This window comes from Microbacterium sp. 22242 (genome assembly GCF_052045495.1).
Taxonomy (GTDB): Bacteria; Actinomycetota; Actinomycetes; order Actinomycetales; family Microbacteriaceae; genus Microbacterium.
Genome location: NZ_JBQEOZ010000015.1, coordinates 1 through 16,160, shown reverse-complemented (window position 1 = coordinate 16,160; position 16,160 = coordinate 1). Strand labels below are relative to the sequence as shown.

General features: G+C 69.9%; 12 protein-coding genes. 4 read left to right on the top strand and 8 right to left on the bottom strand.

The features are described from left to right. Positions 1-26 precede the first annotated feature (26 nt). From ACTJJZ_RS14680 to ACTJJZ_RS14650, 7 genes are all read right to left on the bottom strand, one after another. Positions 27-1,604, bottom strand: coding sequence for a right-handed parallel beta-helix repeat-containing protein (locus tag ACTJJZ_RS14680; protein WP_440721931.1), 1,578 nt, complete (start codon positions 1,602-1,604; stop codon positions 27-29). An 84-nt stretch (positions 1,605-1,688) separates the two neighbouring features. Beyond that, a complete protein-coding gene (locus ACTJJZ_RS14675; protein ID WP_440721930.1) occupies positions 1,689-4,385 on the bottom strand; it encodes an exo-rhamnogalacturonan lyase family protein in 2,697 nt (898 codons plus the stop codon). Further along, on the bottom strand, positions 4,382-5,035 hold the full coding sequence (locus ACTJJZ_RS14670; RefSeq protein ID WP_440721929.1) for a DUF1961 family protein: 654 nt from the start codon (positions 5,033-5,035) through the stop codon (positions 4,382-4,384). Before ACTJJZ_RS14670 ends, ACTJJZ_RS14675 begins: the two co-directional genes overlap by 4 nt. Then, positions 5,032-5,913, bottom strand: a complete 882-nt coding sequence (locus tag ACTJJZ_RS14665) for a carbohydrate ABC transporter permease (protein ID WP_440721928.1) — start codon at positions 5,911-5,913, stop codon at positions 5,032-5,034. Before ACTJJZ_RS14665 ends, ACTJJZ_RS14670 begins: the two co-directional genes overlap by 4 nt. Continuing rightward, a complete protein-coding gene (locus ACTJJZ_RS14660; RefSeq protein WP_440721927.1) occupies positions 5,913-6,884 on the bottom strand; it encodes an ABC transporter permease in 972 nt (323 codons plus the stop codon). Before ACTJJZ_RS14660 ends, ACTJJZ_RS14665 begins: the two co-directional genes overlap by 1 nt. A 60-nt stretch (positions 6,885-6,944) precedes the next feature. Continuing rightward, entirely contained in the window at positions 6,945-8,501 is a 1,557-nt protein-coding gene (locus tag ACTJJZ_RS14655) for an extracellular solute-binding protein (RefSeq protein WP_440721926.1), read from the bottom strand. 46 nt (positions 8,502-8,547) lie between these two features. Beyond that, positions 8,548-9,210 (bottom strand): DUF624 domain-containing protein, encoded by a 663-nt coding sequence (locus ACTJJZ_RS14650; protein ID WP_440721925.1) that lies wholly within the window; start codon positions 9,208-9,210, stop codon positions 8,548-8,550. 212 nt (positions 9,211-9,422) lie between these two features. Here ACTJJZ_RS14650 and ACTJJZ_RS14645 point away from each other — a divergent pair, with 212 nt between their 5' ends. Continuing rightward, positions 9,423-11,192, top strand: a complete 1,770-nt coding sequence (locus ACTJJZ_RS14645; protein WP_440721924.1) for a glycoside hydrolase family 35 protein — start codon at positions 9,423-9,425, stop codon at positions 11,190-11,192. A 64-nt stretch (positions 11,193-11,256) separates the two neighbouring features. On the opposite strand, the gene ACTJJZ_RS14640 is transcribed toward ACTJJZ_RS14645, so the two are convergent. Further along, positions 11,257-12,288: a LacI family DNA-binding transcriptional regulator gene (locus ACTJJZ_RS14640; protein ID WP_440721923.1), complete on the bottom strand. Its 1,032-nt coding sequence runs from the start codon at positions 12,286-12,288 to the stop codon at positions 11,257-11,259. Between the two features lie 147 nt (positions 12,289-12,435). Here ACTJJZ_RS14640 and ACTJJZ_RS14635 point away from each other — a divergent pair, with 147 nt between their 5' ends. The 3 genes from ACTJJZ_RS14635 to ACTJJZ_RS14625 all read left to right on the top strand — a co-directional run. Further along, positions 12,436-12,888: an L-rhamnose mutarotase gene (locus ACTJJZ_RS14635; RefSeq protein ID WP_440721922.1), complete on the top strand. Its 453-nt coding sequence runs from the start codon at positions 12,436-12,438 to the stop codon at positions 12,886-12,888. Beyond that, positions 12,885-14,051, top strand: coding sequence for an L-rhamnose isomerase (gene rhaI, locus ACTJJZ_RS14630; protein ID WP_440721921.1), 1,167 nt, complete (start codon positions 12,885-12,887; stop codon positions 14,049-14,051). The genes ACTJJZ_RS14635 and rhaI overlap by 4 nt, the downstream gene beginning before the upstream one ends. 58 nt (positions 14,052-14,109) lie before the next feature. Beyond that, on the top strand, positions 14,110-16,160 hold a 2,051-nt coding region (locus tag ACTJJZ_RS14625; protein ID WP_440721920.1), incomplete at its 3' end, for a bifunctional aldolase/short-chain dehydrogenase.

The window sequence follows — 16,160 nt, the reverse complement described above, 5'->3', positions numbered from 1 at the left end:
CCGGTGCGGCGACCGGAGGCTACGGGCTACGCGGTGAGCGCGTTCATCACCAGGGTCAGGGTGACCGCCGCGTAGTCGCTCACGTGCTTGCCGGATTGCGCCGCGAGCTCGTCGGCGAAGGCGCCGAGCTGATGCGCCTGCAGCTTCGCGACGAGGCTGTCGGCGATGTCCTGCTCGTCGATGTCCCCGGACTGCGCGTAGGCGCCGACGAGCTTCTGCAGCGTGGCGGTCACGTCGCCCTTGTCGGCGAGATAGCCGAGTCCCGCCTGCTGCGCCGCGGAACCGTCGACGGGCTTCAGGAAGTCCACGTCGGGAAGGCTGCCGTCGCTCTTGCGCGGCGCGGTGAGCTGCTGCATGTCGGTGCTCTCGAAGTCGGAGGCGGCCAGGGCGAGGCCGCCGTTCAGCGTCCACGAGTTGTTCGTCTCGTTCGCCGCCGGAGTGTCGTCGTTCGCCGTCAACGTGCCGGCGAACGCGAGGTTGTCGTGCAGCACCTCGCGATACCCCGCGATGTTGTCCGGGCTCGTCGGGCTCACCCGCTCGAGCATGTTGAAGGCGGCGCCGTAGCCGGCCTGATAGCCGGTGTTGCCGATCCAGTACGCCGACTGCCCGGGCTGGTGATTCGCGTAGAAGTCGTTCGCGCCGTTGTCGGCCGCGAGGGAGTCGACGACGGTGTGCAGCGGGAGCGGATCCGGCAATCCGCTCGTCTTGTATGCGAACCCGCCCACCTTGAAACCGTTCTGGTCGCCGATGCCGTCCTGGTTGCCGTGCTGGTGGAAGGACCAGTCGTCGATGTAGGCCACGCGACCGCCCGAGTTGATGCTGTCGTAGCCGTCGTCGCTGTTGTGCCACGAGCGGTCGCCGATGAACCACACGTTCTTGGCGTGCGCGCCGAACCCGTCGGTGTTGCCGGCCGCGGTCGCGGTGGGGCCGATGTTGTCGTGCGAGTCGCTGTTCAGCACGACGCCGGTGCCGTCGATCGTGAAGTAGAAGCCGTTCGCCTCGTTGCCGTAGGCGGCCATGTCCACGAAGTTGGCCCCGCCCGCGATCCGGAACGCCTCGGATTGCTTCTGCGCCCCGACCTTCACGCCGGTCACGTCGAATCCGACGAAGTTGACGTCGGTCACGTTCGTCTGGATGTAGAACGCGGCCACGCGCTGATCGGTCGGCACACCGCTGAAGTCGAACACCGGCCGCGGGTCGCCCGGGTACGCGCGGTAGGTGATCCCGCTCTTGGAGATGGGGATCACGTAGTGGTAGACGTTCTCGAACGGATTGTCGGTCTCGGGAACGGTGAAGCTGTCGTAGCGGCCCCCGCGGATGTACACCACGTCTCCCGCGGATGCCGCGGCCTGCGCGCGCAGCAGGGTCTTGAACGGCGCGTCCTTCGTCCCGGGGCCGGCGTCGTCGCCGCTCGGTGAGATGAAGTACGTGTGCGATCCCGCCGGGGTCGTGTTCGTCAGCACGTTCAGGACCGAGAGCGCGGACTCCTGCGGGAGGCCGGCCGGATCCGCCGCGCTCGGCGTCGCGGCATGCGCGGCGAGCGGTGCGAGCAGGAGTCCGGCGGTGCAGGCGCCGGCGACGGCGATGCGGGTGATGGTTCTCAAGATCACTTCTCCTTCGATGTGGTCGTGCGGATGGTGGTACGGGCGGTGGTCATACGTCGGCAGCCGGGGCGCCGCGGCGGGCGCTCACGCCGAGTCGCGGGCGCCGAGAGCGTCGCCGACGAGCGCCAGGTTCTGGATCGCGGCGAGACCGTACTGCGCGGCGTCGTTCGTGGAGACGCTCGGCGCCTCGTCGACGGCGTTGAGCACGTGCGGCGGCAGGATCCGCTCGAGCCGGAAGTCGCGACGGTGCACCAGCCACTCCCCGACGCCCTCGAACGCGGCCCAGGCGCGCTCGGCCTGGACCGCTGCCTCGGCCGGGTCGTCGGTGTGCGCGGCGAGGTACGCGGTCAGCCGGCTGTGCGCCTGCTCGAGGTGGATCCCGGTCAGGGGCGCGCCGACGGCCGCGGTCTGCTCCTCGGGCGTCGCGAGGTACAGCCGACAGTAGTCCAGCCACGCGTCGCGGAATCCGGGCACGTCGACGAGGGAGAGCAGCTCGCTGACGATCTCCACCAACCCGAACACGGCGCTCAGATGCGACACCGCCACCCGGTCGCGGCCGGTGTCGAACCGTCCCGCCTCCAGGTCGTAGAGCGCCTCGCCGGTGAGGAAGCCGTGCGGCAGCGCGCCGATGTCGGCCATGGTGCCCAGCAGCCGGTCGCGCGAGCGCTCGTTCCCGGTGCGCTCCCAGTCGGCGAGCCAGGTCGCGGCGAGCGCGCCCCAATCCGTCCCCAGTCCCACCGCGAGCGCGTGCGGGTCAGGCCGGTAGGTCGCCGCGTCCTCGCGCACCTTGCGGGTCGGATCCGTGTCGAGGAAGCGCCGGTCGCTGTCGCGCAGCTCGGTGAGCAGGTCGCCGACGCGCTCGTCCGCGGTCAGGTAGTGGTAGTAGCGGCGGTACGCGGGGCTCGAGATGCGCAGCTGCTTGGCGCTGCACCCCCAGTGCTGCACGTTGTGGCGGGATCCCAGCCCCGCCCACCGGCCGAGGTGATACACGTCGACCTCGCCGGTGTGCCGGGTCATCGCCTCGGCGAGGCGGAACACGTCCGCACGCCCGGTGCGCAGGTACGAGGTCCACAGCCACAGGTCGGGCGAGAGCTCGCTGTTGTCCCAGGCGTATCCGCCGACGTCGTAGCGCCACACGTGGCGATCGGCGTCGTACGAGTGCATGATGTCGCCGTGGTTCCAGAAGCCGTACCAGCGGCGCTGCTCGACCTGGCCGAGATAGAACGCCAGCAGGAAGTCGATGCTGTCCTCGATCTCGGCGCGCAACGGGGCGGAACGGTCGACCGGGGCCCAGTCGCCGAACACCCCTGCCGCATGCAGCTGCTCCGGCGTCGCCTGCAGCAGCGGCGGATCCTGCAGCACGGCGACCTCCTCGGCGACCCGCTCGACCGCGGGCGTCGCCGCGTACGCGAACAGCGTCAGCTCGTGCGTGCGGGCGATGCCGTGCGCGTCGCCGAAGCCGGGCTCGTAGTCCTCGTAGGTGATCTCCAGACCCTCGAGCTGAGTCGCGAAATCGTCCTGGCCGAGGCCGTCGTGGTAGAACCGCAGGTCCATCGGCGCGGCGTCCGGCGCGTGCAGCCAGGCCGTCACCCTCCCTTCGGACCCGGTCGCATCGCGCACGTCGAGACGGCCGGGGAACGACTGCCAGAACGCGCGCACGCCGATCCCGAGGCCTCCGGTCGCGCCGTCGGTGAGCGCGACGTAGCCGTCGCTGCGGGTGCCCGCACCCGCGTCGATCCAGGCGTGCCCGGCCTGCGTGCGCTTGCGCAGCGCGAAGCCGTCGGCGCTGAGCTGGCTGAGCGAGAAGTCCGCCCAGGCCGGGATGAGGGCGATGCGGCCCGACACCTTCGGATCCCACTCGTCGAGCGGCGGGAGGGATTCGCCGCGGATCTGCGCGGCGCGGATCTCCGCCCCGGGGTCGCGGCGCAGCCCCGTGATGCCGCGCACGGCCTCGGAGAACAGGCCGCCCTCGGCGCCGGCGATCCGCACGTGCCGGTCGTGCACGGCCGAGTGCAGCGGCACGGTCGCGGTGAGACCGAGCCCGGCGAGGAAGTCGGTCCGGGCGTCGCCGTCCCACACGAAGGAGTGCACGACGCGGATCTGCTCGGATCCGGCGACGAGGACGAAGCGCACCGCGAAGGGCAGCCATTCGCGTCCGGTCCCCTCCTCGCGGTGCCGGCCGGTGACCTTGACGACGGCGCGGACCGGGCCGGCCTGCTCTACCACGACGTCGTCGACGACCGAGGCGGCCGCCAACCGCGCGCCGCCGCCGAGCTCGTCGATGCTCTCCTGACGCAGGCTCACGAGCTGCACGTCGCGCGCGACGACCGCATCGCCGCGGCGGATCTCCCGCACCAGCGCCGCATCCCCCGGGGCGCCGAACGCCACGCGGAGCAGATCCGTCGCCAGCACGACCGCCTCGCCGGGCAGCACCCGCACGGGCGACGCGGGAGACGGATCCGGGGCTGCGCCGTCCGTGATCGCCAGGGCGAACTCCCCGGGCGCGCGCTGGGCGCCGATCGCCGCTCCGACCCACTTCAGCGACCCGTCGGGCCACGTCGCGAGCGGCCAGAACTGGGCGGGCTCGACATCGCCCTCGACCCGGCGGATCCGCAGGGCGGCGGTGTCCGTCACGGCGCCGCGCGGCAGCGGCATGCCCCACGTGGTGCCGCCGGGGAGCGCGGGCGGCGGCGCGTCGTCGAGCCAGCGCAGCGGCACGGCCGACCCGAATGCGGACGGGGCGGAGACGGCGGACAGGGAGACAGCGGACGACGCGGTCACAGCGAGAAGACCTCCAGATTGCGGTAGCGGGCGACGAGCGGGGACATCTGCCGGAAGCCGATCCGGCCGGCGCCGACGCGAGGGCCGGTGGTCTCGTCGTCGCGCCACGAGAACAGCGGCAGGCCGTCGATCGAGAAGCGCACCGCGGGTCCGTCCTTGACGAGCTCGATCCGGTAGAACGCGCCGCGCGCGTCGACCACCGGCGGCAGCGGATCCGCCCCCTGCGCGACGAGGTGGAACCCCGGAGACTTGCGCAGGTTGCAGGTGTGGAACGCGCGCTCGCCCTCCCACCGCCGGCGGAAGTACGACACGTGCAGGGTGCGGATGTCGCCCGAGTGGTACTGCGGGTAGGCGCCGTCGCGCGGGGCCAGGCCGGCGTCGAAGATCCCGCCGCCGGTCACCGCCGACGCGCCGAAGAACAGCATCGCGAGCCCGGGCTCGGCGACCGGCGAGAACTCCCAGCTCACCCGGATCCGGTCCCCGAACTCCTCGGGGCACCAGAACGTGAAGTGGTCGTCCTCCCCGCCCGCGGACGACAGCTGCACGGCGCCGTCGACGGTCTCGGCACGCACGGGCCCCTCGGCGATCCAGTCCGCGAGGTCCGCCGCGTCGGCGAGCGGATGGGCGTAGACGAGCGCGCCGGCGGTCATCCCTTGACCGACCCGATCAGCATCCCCTTCGCGAAGTGCTTCTGCAGGAACGGGTACACGAGCAGGATCGGCACGGTCGCGATGACGATGACGGCGAACTTGATGCCCTGCGCGGGCGGCAGCTCGTTCTGGTCGGCCTGCACCATCGACAGGTCGGTGGCGACGGTGACCTGGCGCAGGAACATCTGCAGCGTCCACATCGAGGAGTCGTTCAGGTACAGCAGCGGCGACATGAAGTCGTTCCAGATGCCGACCGCGTAGAACAGCGCGAACGTCGCAAGGATCGGCTTGGACAGCGGCAGGATGATCCGCCACAGCGTCTGGATCTCGTTGGCCCCGTCGATCTTCGCCGACTCCTCGAGCTCCGCCGGCAGCTGCTGGAAGAAGTTCCTGATGATGATCAGGCTGAACGGGTTGATCGCCGCCGGAAGGACCAGCGCCCAGTAGGTGTTCAGCAGGCCCAGGTCCTTCACGATCAGGAAGGTCGGGATCATGCCGCCGCTGAAGACGAGGGTGACCACGACCAGGCCCATCACGAGCTTGCCGCCCGGCAGGTTCGCCTTCGACAGCGGGTAGGCCATCATCGCGGTGAGCAGCAGCTGGATCACGGTGCCGACCAGCGTCACCAGGATCGTCGTGACGATCGCGCGCAGGAACGCCGGCGACGTGAGGATCCCCTCGTACGCCTTCAGGCTGAAGGTGTCCGGCCAGAGGAAGAACGACCGGGTGCTCAGCTCGGCCTCCGTGGCGAAGGATCCGGCCAGCACGTACAGGAACGGGATCAGCGCGACGACGCCGAGGGCGGTGAGCACCACGATGTTGACGACGTCGAACACCTTCCCCGCGCGGGTGTTGAAGCGGTAGCGTTCGCGAGCCATCAGAAGATCCCGTTCTGGGTGAAGCGCTTGGACAGCCAGTTCGCGCCGAAGATGAGCACCACGCCGACCACGGCCTTGAACAGGCCCACCGCGGTCGAGTAGCTGTACGAGCCCTGGGTGATGCCCATGAAGTACACGTAGGTGTCGAACACGTCGGCGACCTGGCGGTTCAGCGAGTTGGTCATGAGATAGATCTGCTCGAATCCGGTGTTCAGCACCTCGCCCATGCGCAGGATCAGCAGCACGATGATCGTGGGCCGGATCGAGGGCAGGGTGATGTGCCAGATCCGCTGGAAGCGGCCCGCGCCGTCGATGATGGCGGCCTCGTACTGCTCCATGTCCACCGTGGCGAGCGCGGCGAGGAAGATGATCGTCCCCCAGCCGGTGTTCTTCCAGATGTCCTGCAGCACGATCAGCGGACGGAACCACCCGGGATCCGTCAGGAAGTCGATGTGGGTGCCGAGCACCCCGTTGATGAGCTGGAAGAGCGGTCCGAGATCGAGCGCGAACAGCAGGTAGGTGAGCGACGCGACGACCGTCCAGCTCAGGAAGTGCGGGATGTAGATGAGGGTCTGCACGCTGCGCTTGAGCACGTTCACGCGCAGCTCGTTCAGCAGGAGTGCCGCGACGATCGTGAGCGGGAAGCAGATCAGCAGGCTGAGCGCCGCGAGGATCAGCGTGTTCGCGAGCAGCCGGCCGAAGTCGGGGCTGGCGAAGAAGTCGGTGAAGTTCTTGAGACCGACCCACTGGCTGTCCCCGATCCCGAGGATCGGGACGTAGTCCTGGAAGGCGATGATCGCGCCGTACATCGGGCCGTAGCGGAACAGCACGAAGTAGACGAGGCCGGGCAGCAGCAGCAGATACAGCCACTTGAACTGGGTGAAGTGCACGCGTACGCCCTTGCGGCGCTTGCGGCGCGGCACCGTCAGCACCTCGGTGGCGGCGAGGTGCGGCTCTGTGGTGATCGTCATGCGTTCCCCCTCTCCGGGGCGGTCACGGGGGCGGGACAGGTCCCGCCCCCGCACGGTGGACTACTTGTTGTTCGCCTTGTAGAGCTTGTTCAGCTCGCTGATCACGGCGTCGCCGCCGCTCGAGCGCCAGCGGGCGATCGCGTCCTTGAGGCCCTTCTCGTCGATCTGCCCCGCGAGGTACTGGATCCGCGCGTCGGCCATGATCGTGTCGAGCTGGGCTCCCTGCGCCGTGTAGGTCGCCGAGACGTAGGGGGCCGCCGGGTTGAACACCGCGCTCTTCAGGTCGGAGTCCTGGATCTTGATGCGCTTGTCGTACATCTGCTGCTCGTACTCCGAGGGCTGCTTGGGGAGCAGTCCCTGGAAGCCGTTCACGTTCGTTCCGAGTTGCGCGTAGCTGCCCACCGCGTCCTTGAGTTCCTGCGGCACGTTCGGCACGGCGGCCGCGAGCCCGTCGGACTCGGTGTACGTGACTCCCTCGATGCCGTTGTTCAGGAGCTTGCCGAGCGCGGGGGTGTTCATCTTGTCCAGCACGGCCAGCACGGAGCGCAGCTGCGCCTCGGTCTTCACCTGCGCCTTCGGGATCGCGAGGAAGCCGCTGTAGCCGGCGGTCGGCAGCGCGTACAGCTTGCCGGACGGCGATTCGAGGTTGCCGCCGATCTCCACGTAGTCCTGGAAGTGGGCCGGATCCTTCTGCTTCAGCAGGCCGATGAGCTGCGCGGCACGGGACTGCACATCGATGATGATGCCGCCCTTCCCGTTCAGGAACGGCTCGTTCCATTTCGCCGAGTCGAGGGTCGCGTAGTCGGGGTTGACGAGGCCGTCGGTGACGAGCTTCTTCTCGAACGCGACCGCCTTGAGCCACTCGGGCTGCATGAAACTCGGCTGCAGGCTGCCGTTGGAGGTCTTCTTCCAGGTGTTTCCGGCGCCGTACCAGGTCTCGATGGCGTCGTACGGGCTGTTGCTGCCGATGCCGCCGGGCCACTTCGGGATGATGATGCCGTAGGTGTCCTTGACGCCGTTGCCGTCCGGGTCGTCATTGGTGAACGCGTCGGCGACCTTGTAGAGGTCGTCGACGGTCTTCGGCACGGACAGGCCCAGCTTGGCGAGCCAGTCCTTGCGGATGATGACTCCCTCGCGCATCACGTCGCGGGCGCGGTAGATGCCGTACACCTTGCCGTTCACCGACGACGCCGCCTGCACGGCGGGGGCGTTCGTCTTCAGGTTCGGGTAGTCCTTGAGGTAGCTCGTGAGATCCCAGAACGCGCCGGCCTGGGCGTTCTTCACGAAGCCCGGGGTCTTGCCCTGGATGACCATGACCTGCGGGATGTCGGATCCGGCGAGCGTGATGTTGGTCTTGTCCTCGTACGAGGCGTTGGGCACCCAGTTGATCTTCAGCTGGACGCCGAGCGCCTTGTCGATGGCCTTGCCGATCGGATTGTCGGCGGCCGGCGCGTTCGTGCTGAGGAACGGCGCCATGATCGACAACGACGTCAGCTTCGCCGCCGTGGCGCTGGTCTGGCCGGAGCCGGAGCATCCAGCCAGGGCCACGGCGCCCGCGGCGGCGAGGGCGAGGCCGGTGAGGGCCCGCCGGGAGAAGGCGGCTCTGCGGGTGTTCATATCTGCTCCTTCGCGCAATATGTCTGGGTTAGGGGTAGGGGGAGGGTCAATGGGCGGCGGCGGTCGCGGCCTCCGCCGCGCGGCGCTCGTCGAGGCGGCGTTCGTTCAGGTGGAAGAAGCCGATGCACAGGGCGGTCGAGACCACGAGCCAGACCCCGACGGTGAAGAACGGCAGCAGCCCGGGCAGCAGGAACGTGGCGATGGCGACGACGGCGGCGGCCACGACCAGCAGCAGCGCGTGCACGAGATTGCCGAGCAGCCACCGGGACGCGGTCACCAGGTAGCGCCAGAGCGGCAGCTCGTAGTGCGCGTAGAGCGGCGCCAGCACACCGGACAGCAGGAAGGCGAAGCCGCCGCCGATCGCGCACACCACGGTGCCGAGGGATCCGGCCGCCCCCATCCGGGAGAACGCGGCGGTGCTCGCGGCGAGCAGCCCCGCCACGGCCATCGGCGGGCCGAGCACGAGGTTGCCGCGGACGAATTCGGCCGTCCAGACCGCGGGGAACTCCCGCCACACGTGCACGACGTCGCCGCGCAGGCGACGCCGGGTCACGGTGACCGCGGCGACGGTCGCGGGCGCCGCCCCGAGGACGACCAGGCCCGCGACCGTGAAGATCAGCCAGAACAGGTTGATGAGGGCGGTGAACAGCACCCAGTCGCAGAGCGACTGCGCGCGCAGTGCCCAGGAACCGCCCTCGGAATCACGCATCCTGGTCTCCATTGATCGTCGCGATGCTTCGCGCCAGTCCCGGGTCCGCTCGGGGAGCGATCCGGAATGCGCTTACCGCGACCATACCTCGTGGACTTGAAACGTGTCAAAGTAGATTTCCTGTGAGTTTCACCCGCGCGCCGCTGGTCGCCACTCGCCACGGGCGCGATTCCGGCGCGTATCCGGAAAACGCTTCCCATAAACTCGCCGTCATGACCTCCCGTTTTGTCGTCGGCGAGACCGACTTCCTCCTCGACGGCGCACCGCACCGCATCATCTCCGGCGCCATGCACTACCCGCGCGTGCATCCCGATCTCTGGCGCGACCGGATCCGCAAGGCGCGGCTGATGGGCCTGAACGCGATCGAGACGTATGTCGCGTGGGACGCGCACGAACCGGTCAAGGGCGCATGGCGTGCGGACGGCGACGTCGACCTCGGCCGATTCCTCGACATCGTCGCCGAGGAGGGCCTGCACGCCATCGTGCGACCGGGCCCGTACATCTGCGCCGAATGGCACAACGGCGGCCTGCCGACCTGGCTCACCGCCGACACGACGATGCGGCTGCGCAGCAGCGATCCGCGCTACCTGGCCGAGGCGACGGCGTACCTGGAGCGCGTGAACGCGATCGTCGCGCCGCGGCAGATCGACCGCGACGGCAGCGTGATCCTCGTGCAGATCGAGAACGAGTACGGCGCCTACGGATCCGACAAGGACTACCTGGCCGAGCTCATCCGGGTCACCCGCGCGGGCGGCATCACGGTGCCGCTCGTGCAGGTCGACCAGCCGATCGCGCACATGCTCGCGGGCGGGGCGCACGAGGGGCTGCACACGACCGGATCCTTCGGCGGCCGGGTCGCCGAGCGTCTCGCGACCCTGCGCGAGCATCAGCCGACGGGTCCGCTGATGTGCATGGAGTTCTGGTGCGGCTGGTTCGACCACTGGGGCGAGAAGCACCACACGACGCCGCCCGCGGACAGCGCGGCCGATCTCGACGAGCTGCTCGCGGCCGGCGCCTCCGTCAACATCTACATGGTGCACGGCGGCACGAACTTCGGCCTCACGAACGGCGCGAACCACTCCGGGCGGTATCTGCCGATGGTCACGAGCTACGACTACGACGCCCCGATCAGCGAGTCGGGCGAGCTCACCGAGAAGTTCCACGCCTTCCGCGAGGTGATCGCACGGCACGCACCCGTCCCCGACGAGCCGCTGCCGACACCCGCCGAGGCGCCGGCGTTCTCGGTGGCGCTCGAGGCGGTGACGGATCCGCTCCGGCTCGTCCTGCGCGATCGCGGATCCTTCGACGACCCGCCCTCCATGGACGAGCTCGGCCCGGACGTGTCGCTCGTCGAGTACACGACCTCGCTGACCGGATCCGGCGTGCTGGAGGCGGAGATCCGCGACCACGCGTGGGTCTGGCGGGACGGCCGCCCCGTCGGCCGGCTGCAGCGCTCGATCGGCGACGGCGCGCTCGCCCTGCCGGACGGCACGGAGCTGCGGCTGCTCGTCGAGGAGACCGGACGGGTGAACTACGACGAGCGGATCGGCGAGGCGAAGGGGATCATCGGCGTGCCGCTGCTCGACGGGGTGCCGGTCGCGGGGCCGTGGCGGGTGCGCACGGTGGACGTCGCCGCGCTCGGTGCTGCCGTGTCGGCGACCGCGCCGGACGCCGTCGCTGCGGACCCGACGGCGATCGTCCACGGGCGCGCGACCGGTCCCGTCGGGCTCCGTGGGTCGTTCCCCCTGGACGCGGCCGCGGATCTGTTCCTGGACACCCGCGGCTGGGGCAAGGGCTACGCCTGGGTCAACGGCTTCTTCCTCGGCCGGTACTGGCGGCGCGGCCCGCAGCGCACGCTGTACGTGCCGGGCCCGGTCACCCGCGCCGGTCGCAACGAGGTGGTGATCGTCGAGCTGGAGGACGTGACCGACGCGACCGCGCGCTTCCTCGCACGCCCGGACCTCGGCCACGAGGTGGAGTGAGGGATCCGTGCGCCGTCACTGCCCGGGCACGGGCGCAGCGCCGGAACACCTGACGGAACGCCGCTCAGTCCGCCGGGGATCCGATCGTGGACTCGCGCACGACGAGCTCCGGGTGGTAGCGGATGGTGCGCTCGCCCGCCGCGGCGCCCTCGCCGGCGAGCAGCAGCTCCACCGCGGTGCTGCCCAGCGCGCGGGCGGGCTGGCGGATCGAGCTCAGCGGCACCACGGTCGAGGCGGCGAAGTCGATGTCGTCGTAGCCGATCAGCGCCACGTCGTCCGGCACCCGCACGCCGCTGCCGGCCAGCGCGAGCGCCTGCAGCACGCCCACCGCGAGCAGGTCGTTCACGGCGAAGACGGCATCGGGCCGGACCGCCGCCGCGCAGATGCGCTCCCCGGCGTCCCGTCCCGCGAGCACGGTCAGCGCGTCCGCCTCGATGACCTCGAGGCTGGCGTCCGGATGCTCGGCGACCGCGCGGCGGGCCCCGTCGATGCGGTCCGCGACCTGAGGGATGGAGGGCGGCCCCGCGACGACGGCGATCCGGCGGCGCCCGAGGGCGAGCAGATGCGCGACCGCGAGGTAGCCGCCCTCGACGTCGTCCACCGACACCGAGCGGAACGCCTCGCCCGGCATCTCGCGGTCGACAAGGATGACCGGGATCCCGGACCGGTCGAGCCGGCGCAGCGCGGTGACATCCGCGGCGACGGGCGTGATGAGCACGCCCAGCACGCGCTGCTCCCGGAACAGGTCGAGGTACGCCGTCTCGCGGCGCGGATCCTGGTCCGCCCCGCCGAGCAGGACGACCAGGCCCTCTTCGGCGGCGCGCTCTTCGGCGCCGCGCGCGACCTCGGCGAAGAACGGGTTGCCGACGTCGAGCACGACCAGGCCGATGCTGCGGCTGCGACCGGCACGCAGCTGCCGCGCCGCATCGTTGCGCACGAATCCGAGCTCCTCGATGACCTGCTGCACGCGCTCGACCGTGGCCGCGGAGACCTTGTCCGGGTGGTTGAGGACGTTCGACACGGTGCCGACCGAGACGCCGGCTGCGACGGCCACATCCTTCACGCTGACCACGATGCTCCCTCTGGATCGATTCATCTGGACCCTATCGGGTCGCCGCCGGATCCCGTCCGGGACACGACCCGAGTGCGCGCCGGCACGATCGTCGCTTGCACAGGCGAATCAGATTCGCTATCGTTTGAAACGATTCATTAACTCTTGATCCAGATCCGCCGAGGGAATCCGATGACGAACCCGCCTCCACGCACAGAGCGTCGCTGCATCGAGCTGCGGATCCGGCCCGAGCTCGTCGACGAGTACATCGCCCGCCACACGCCGGTGCGGCCCGAGATGCTCGCCGAGATCGCCGCCAGCGGACGTCGCAACTATTCGCTCTTCCTGGCCGGCGGCGGACGTCTGATCGGCTATTACGAGTGCGACGACGACGCAGCCGCGCAGGCCTATCTCGCGGCCTCGCCGATCGCCGCGCGCTGGGAGGCCGAGATGGCGCCGTACTTCCTCGGCCTCGACGGGCGGCCCGACCAGGCCGCGACACCGCTGACCGAGATCTTCCACCTGGCCGATCAGCTGGCCGCAGCGGCATCCGCGACCGGCAGCGGATCCGATGCGGATCCGCCCGCGACGTCCGCCTCCTCCTCCCCCACGTCCGCCACCGACGACGAAGGCAGCCGCTCATGACCACGTTCTCCCCCACCACTGCCGATGCGCTGGCGCAGCAGGCGATCGAGCTGCCCAGCTGGGCGTTCGGCAACTCGGGAACCCGCTTCCGGGTGTTCCCCACGCCCGGCACCGCGCGCGATCCGTTCGAGAAGATCGCGGACGCCGCCCAGGTGCACCGGCACACCGGTCTCGCGCCGACGGTCGCGCTGCACATCCCGTGGGACCTGGTCGACGACTTCGGGGCCCTCCGCCGGCACGCCGAGGAGAACGGCGTCGCGCTCGGCACGATCAACTCGAACACGTTCCAGGACGAGGACTACAAGTTCGGCGCGCTCACGCACGAGGACGACCGCATCCGGCAGAAGGCCATCGACCACCACTTCGCCTGCATCGACGTCATGCACGCGACCGGATCCCGGGATCTGAAGATCTGGCTCGCGGAGGGATCCAACTACCCGGGTCAGAACGACATGCGGGCGCGGCAGGACCGCCTGCACGACTCGCTGCAGCAGATCTACGCGCGCCTCGGCGACGAGCAGCGGCTCGTGCTGGAGTACAAGTTCTTCGAGCCCGCGTTCTACCACACCGACGTCCCGGACTGGGGGACCTCGTACGTGCAGGTGGCCGCGCTCGGCGAGAAGGCGATGGTGTGCCTGGACACCGGCCACCACGCCCCCGGCACGAACATCGAGTTCATCGTGATGCAGCTGCTGCGCCTGGGCAGGCTCGGCTCGTTCGACTTCAACTCGCGCTTCTACGCCGACGACGACCTGATCGTGGGCGCTGCCGACCCGTTCCAGCTGTTCCGCATCATCGTCGAAGTGATCCGCGGCGGCGGGCTGAACAACCCGGACGTGGCGTTCATGCTCGACCAGTGCCACAACATCGAGGCCAAGATCCCCGGGCAGATCCGCTCGGTGCTGAACGTGCAGGAGATGACCGCGCGCGCCCTGCTGCTCGACCGCGAAGCTCTGGCCGCCGCGCAGACCGCGAACGACGTGCTCACCGCGAACGCCGTCTTCATGGACGCCTTCTCCACCGACGTGCGCCCGGCGCTGGCCGCCTGGCGCGAGGAGCGCGGCCTGCCCGCCGACCCGATGGCCGCCTACGCCGCCTCCGGCTACCAGGAGCGGATCGAGGCAGAGCGCCTCGGCGGCACGCAGGCCGGCTGGGGCGCCTGAGCGCCTCCCCTCCGCAGACTCCCACCCCTCGCCCGCTCACCGCATCCAAGGAACCGACATGACCACCCCCACCGCCGCCGCCCTCATCGCGCGGAGCAACCGTCTGGGCGCCGACCCGAAGAACACGAACTACGCGGGCGGGAACACCTCCGCGAAGGGGGTGGAGAGGGATCCCGTGACCGGTGAGCCCGTGGAGTTGTTGTGGGTGAAGGGTTCCGGGGGTGATCTGGGGACGCTGACGGAGCAGGGTTTGGCGGTGTTGCGGCTGGACCGGCTGCGGGCCCTCGTCGACGTCTACCCGGGGGTGGAGCGTGAGGACGAGATGGTCGCCGCGTTCGATTACTGCCTGCATGGCAAGGGGGGTGCGGCACCGTCGATCGACACGGCTATGCACGGGCTCGTGGATGCCGCGCACGTCGACCACCTGCATCCGGACAGTGGGATCGCGATCGCGACCGCTGCGGACGGGGAGGCGCTGACGGCGCGGATCTTCGGGGGGCGGGTGGCGTGGGTGCCGTGGCGGCGTCCGGGGTTCCAGCTGGGTCTGGACATCGCGGCGATCAAGGCGGCGAGCCCGGACGCGGTCGGGTGCATCCTGGGCGGGCACGGGATCACCGCCTGGGGGGACACGTCGGAGGAGGCGGAGGCGCACTCCCGGTGGATCATCGAGACCGCGGCGGCGTTTATCGCCGAGCACGGGAAGGCTCAGCCGTTCGGCGGGGCCCGGGCTGGGTTCGAAGCGCTGCCTGACGGCGAGCGGCGGGCCCGGGCGGCGGCGTTGGCGCCCACCATCCGGGGCCTCGCGTCGACCGATCACCCCATGGTGGGGCATTACACGGACACGGACGTGGTGCTGGGCTTCCTGGCGTCGGAGAACGCCCCCCGCCTGGCCGGGCTGGGCACGAGCTGCCCGGATCATTTCCTGCGCACCAAGGTGAAGCCGCTGATCCTGGACCTGCCCGCGACGGCCACGGTGGAGGAGCAGATCGCGCGCCTCACCGAGCTGCACCAGGAGTACCGGACCGAGTACCAGGCGTACTACGACGCGCACGCCGTCCCTTCGACAGGCTCAGGGACCGGGAGCCCGGCGATCCGCGGCGCGGACCCCCTCATCGTCCTCATCCCCGGCGTCGGCATGTTCTCCTACGGTGCCAACAAGCAGACCGCCCGCGTCGCGGGCGAGTTCTACGTCAACGCGATCAACGTCATGGCCGGCGCGGAAGCCCTCTCCACCTACACCCCCATCTCGGACGCGGAGAAGTTCCGCATCGAGTACTGGGCGCTCGAGGAAGCGAAACTGCAGCGCATGCCGAAACCGCGCTCCCACCAGGGGCGGATCGCGTTCGTCACCGGCGCCGCGAGTGGCATCGGCAAAGCCATCGCCACCCGCCTCGCCCGAGAAGGCGCCTGCGTGATCATCGCCGACCTCGACCTCACCAAAGCCCAAGCCGCCGCCGCCGAGCTCGGGGGCACGGATGTCGCGATCGGGGTCGCCGCGAACGTCGCCGACGCCGACGCCGTCCAGGCCGCGCTCGATGAAGCCGTGCTCGCGTTCGGCGGAGTCGACCTGATCGTCAACAACGCCGGCCTGTCCCTGTCCAAACCCCTCCTCGAAACCACCGAGAAGGACTGGGACCTGCAGCACGACGTGATGGCGAAAGGATCCTTCCTCGTCTCCCAGACCGCAGCGCGGATCCTCATCGAGCAGAAACTCGGCGGCGACATCATCTACATCTCCTCCAAGAACAGCGTCTTCGCCGGACCCAACAACATCGCCTACTCCGCCACCAAAGCCGACCAAGCCCACCAAGTCCGCCTCCTCGCCGTCGAACTCGGCGAACACGGCATCCGCGTCAACGGCATCAACCCCGACGGCGTCGTCCGCGGCTCCGGGATCTTCGCCTCCGGCTGGGGCGCCAACCGCGCCGCGACCTACGGCGTCAAAGAAGAAGACCTCGGCCAGTACTACGCCAACCGCACCATCCTGAAACGCGAAGTCATCCCCGAAAACGTCGCCGACGCCGTCTACGTCCTCACCGGCCCCGACCTCACCCGCACCACCGGACTCCACATCCCCGTCGACTCCGGCGTCGCCGCCGCCTTCCTGCG

Bases quoted from the DNA above. Each gene is read 5' to 3' on its own strand.
- ACTJJZ_RS14670 (WP_440721929.1), bottom strand. From the start codon at position 5,035: ATGACCGCCGGCGCGCTCGTCTACGCCCATCCGCTCGCCGACGCGGCG.
- ACTJJZ_RS14665 (WP_440721928.1), bottom strand. From the start codon at position 5,913: ATGGCTCGCGAACGCTACCGCTTCAACACCCGCGCGGGGAAGGTGTTC.
- ACTJJZ_RS14660 (WP_440721927.1), bottom strand. From the start codon at position 6,884: ATGACGATCACCACAGAGCCGCACCTCGCCGCCACCGAGGTGCTGACG.
- ACTJJZ_RS14655 (WP_440721926.1), bottom strand. From the start codon at position 8,501: ATGAACACCCGCAGAGCCGCCTTCTCCCGGCGGGCCCTCACCGGCCTC.
- ACTJJZ_RS14650 (WP_440721925.1), bottom strand. From the start codon at position 9,210: ATGCGTGATTCCGAGGGCGGTTCCTGGGCACTGCGCGCGCAGTCGCTC.
- ACTJJZ_RS14645 (WP_440721924.1), top strand. From the start codon at position 9,423: ATGACCTCCCGTTTTGTCGTCGGCGAGACCGACTTCCTCCTCGACGGC.
- ACTJJZ_RS14640 (WP_440721923.1), bottom strand. From the start codon at position 12,288: ATGAATCGATCCAGAGGGAGCATCGTGGTCAGCGTGAAGGATGTGGCC.
- ACTJJZ_RS14635 (WP_440721922.1), top strand. From the start codon at position 12,436: ATGACGAACCCGCCTCCACGCACAGAGCGTCGCTGCATCGAGCTGCGG.
- rhaI (WP_440721921.1), top strand. From the start codon at position 12,885: ATGACCACGTTCTCCCCCACCACTGCCGATGCGCTGGCGCAGCAGGCG.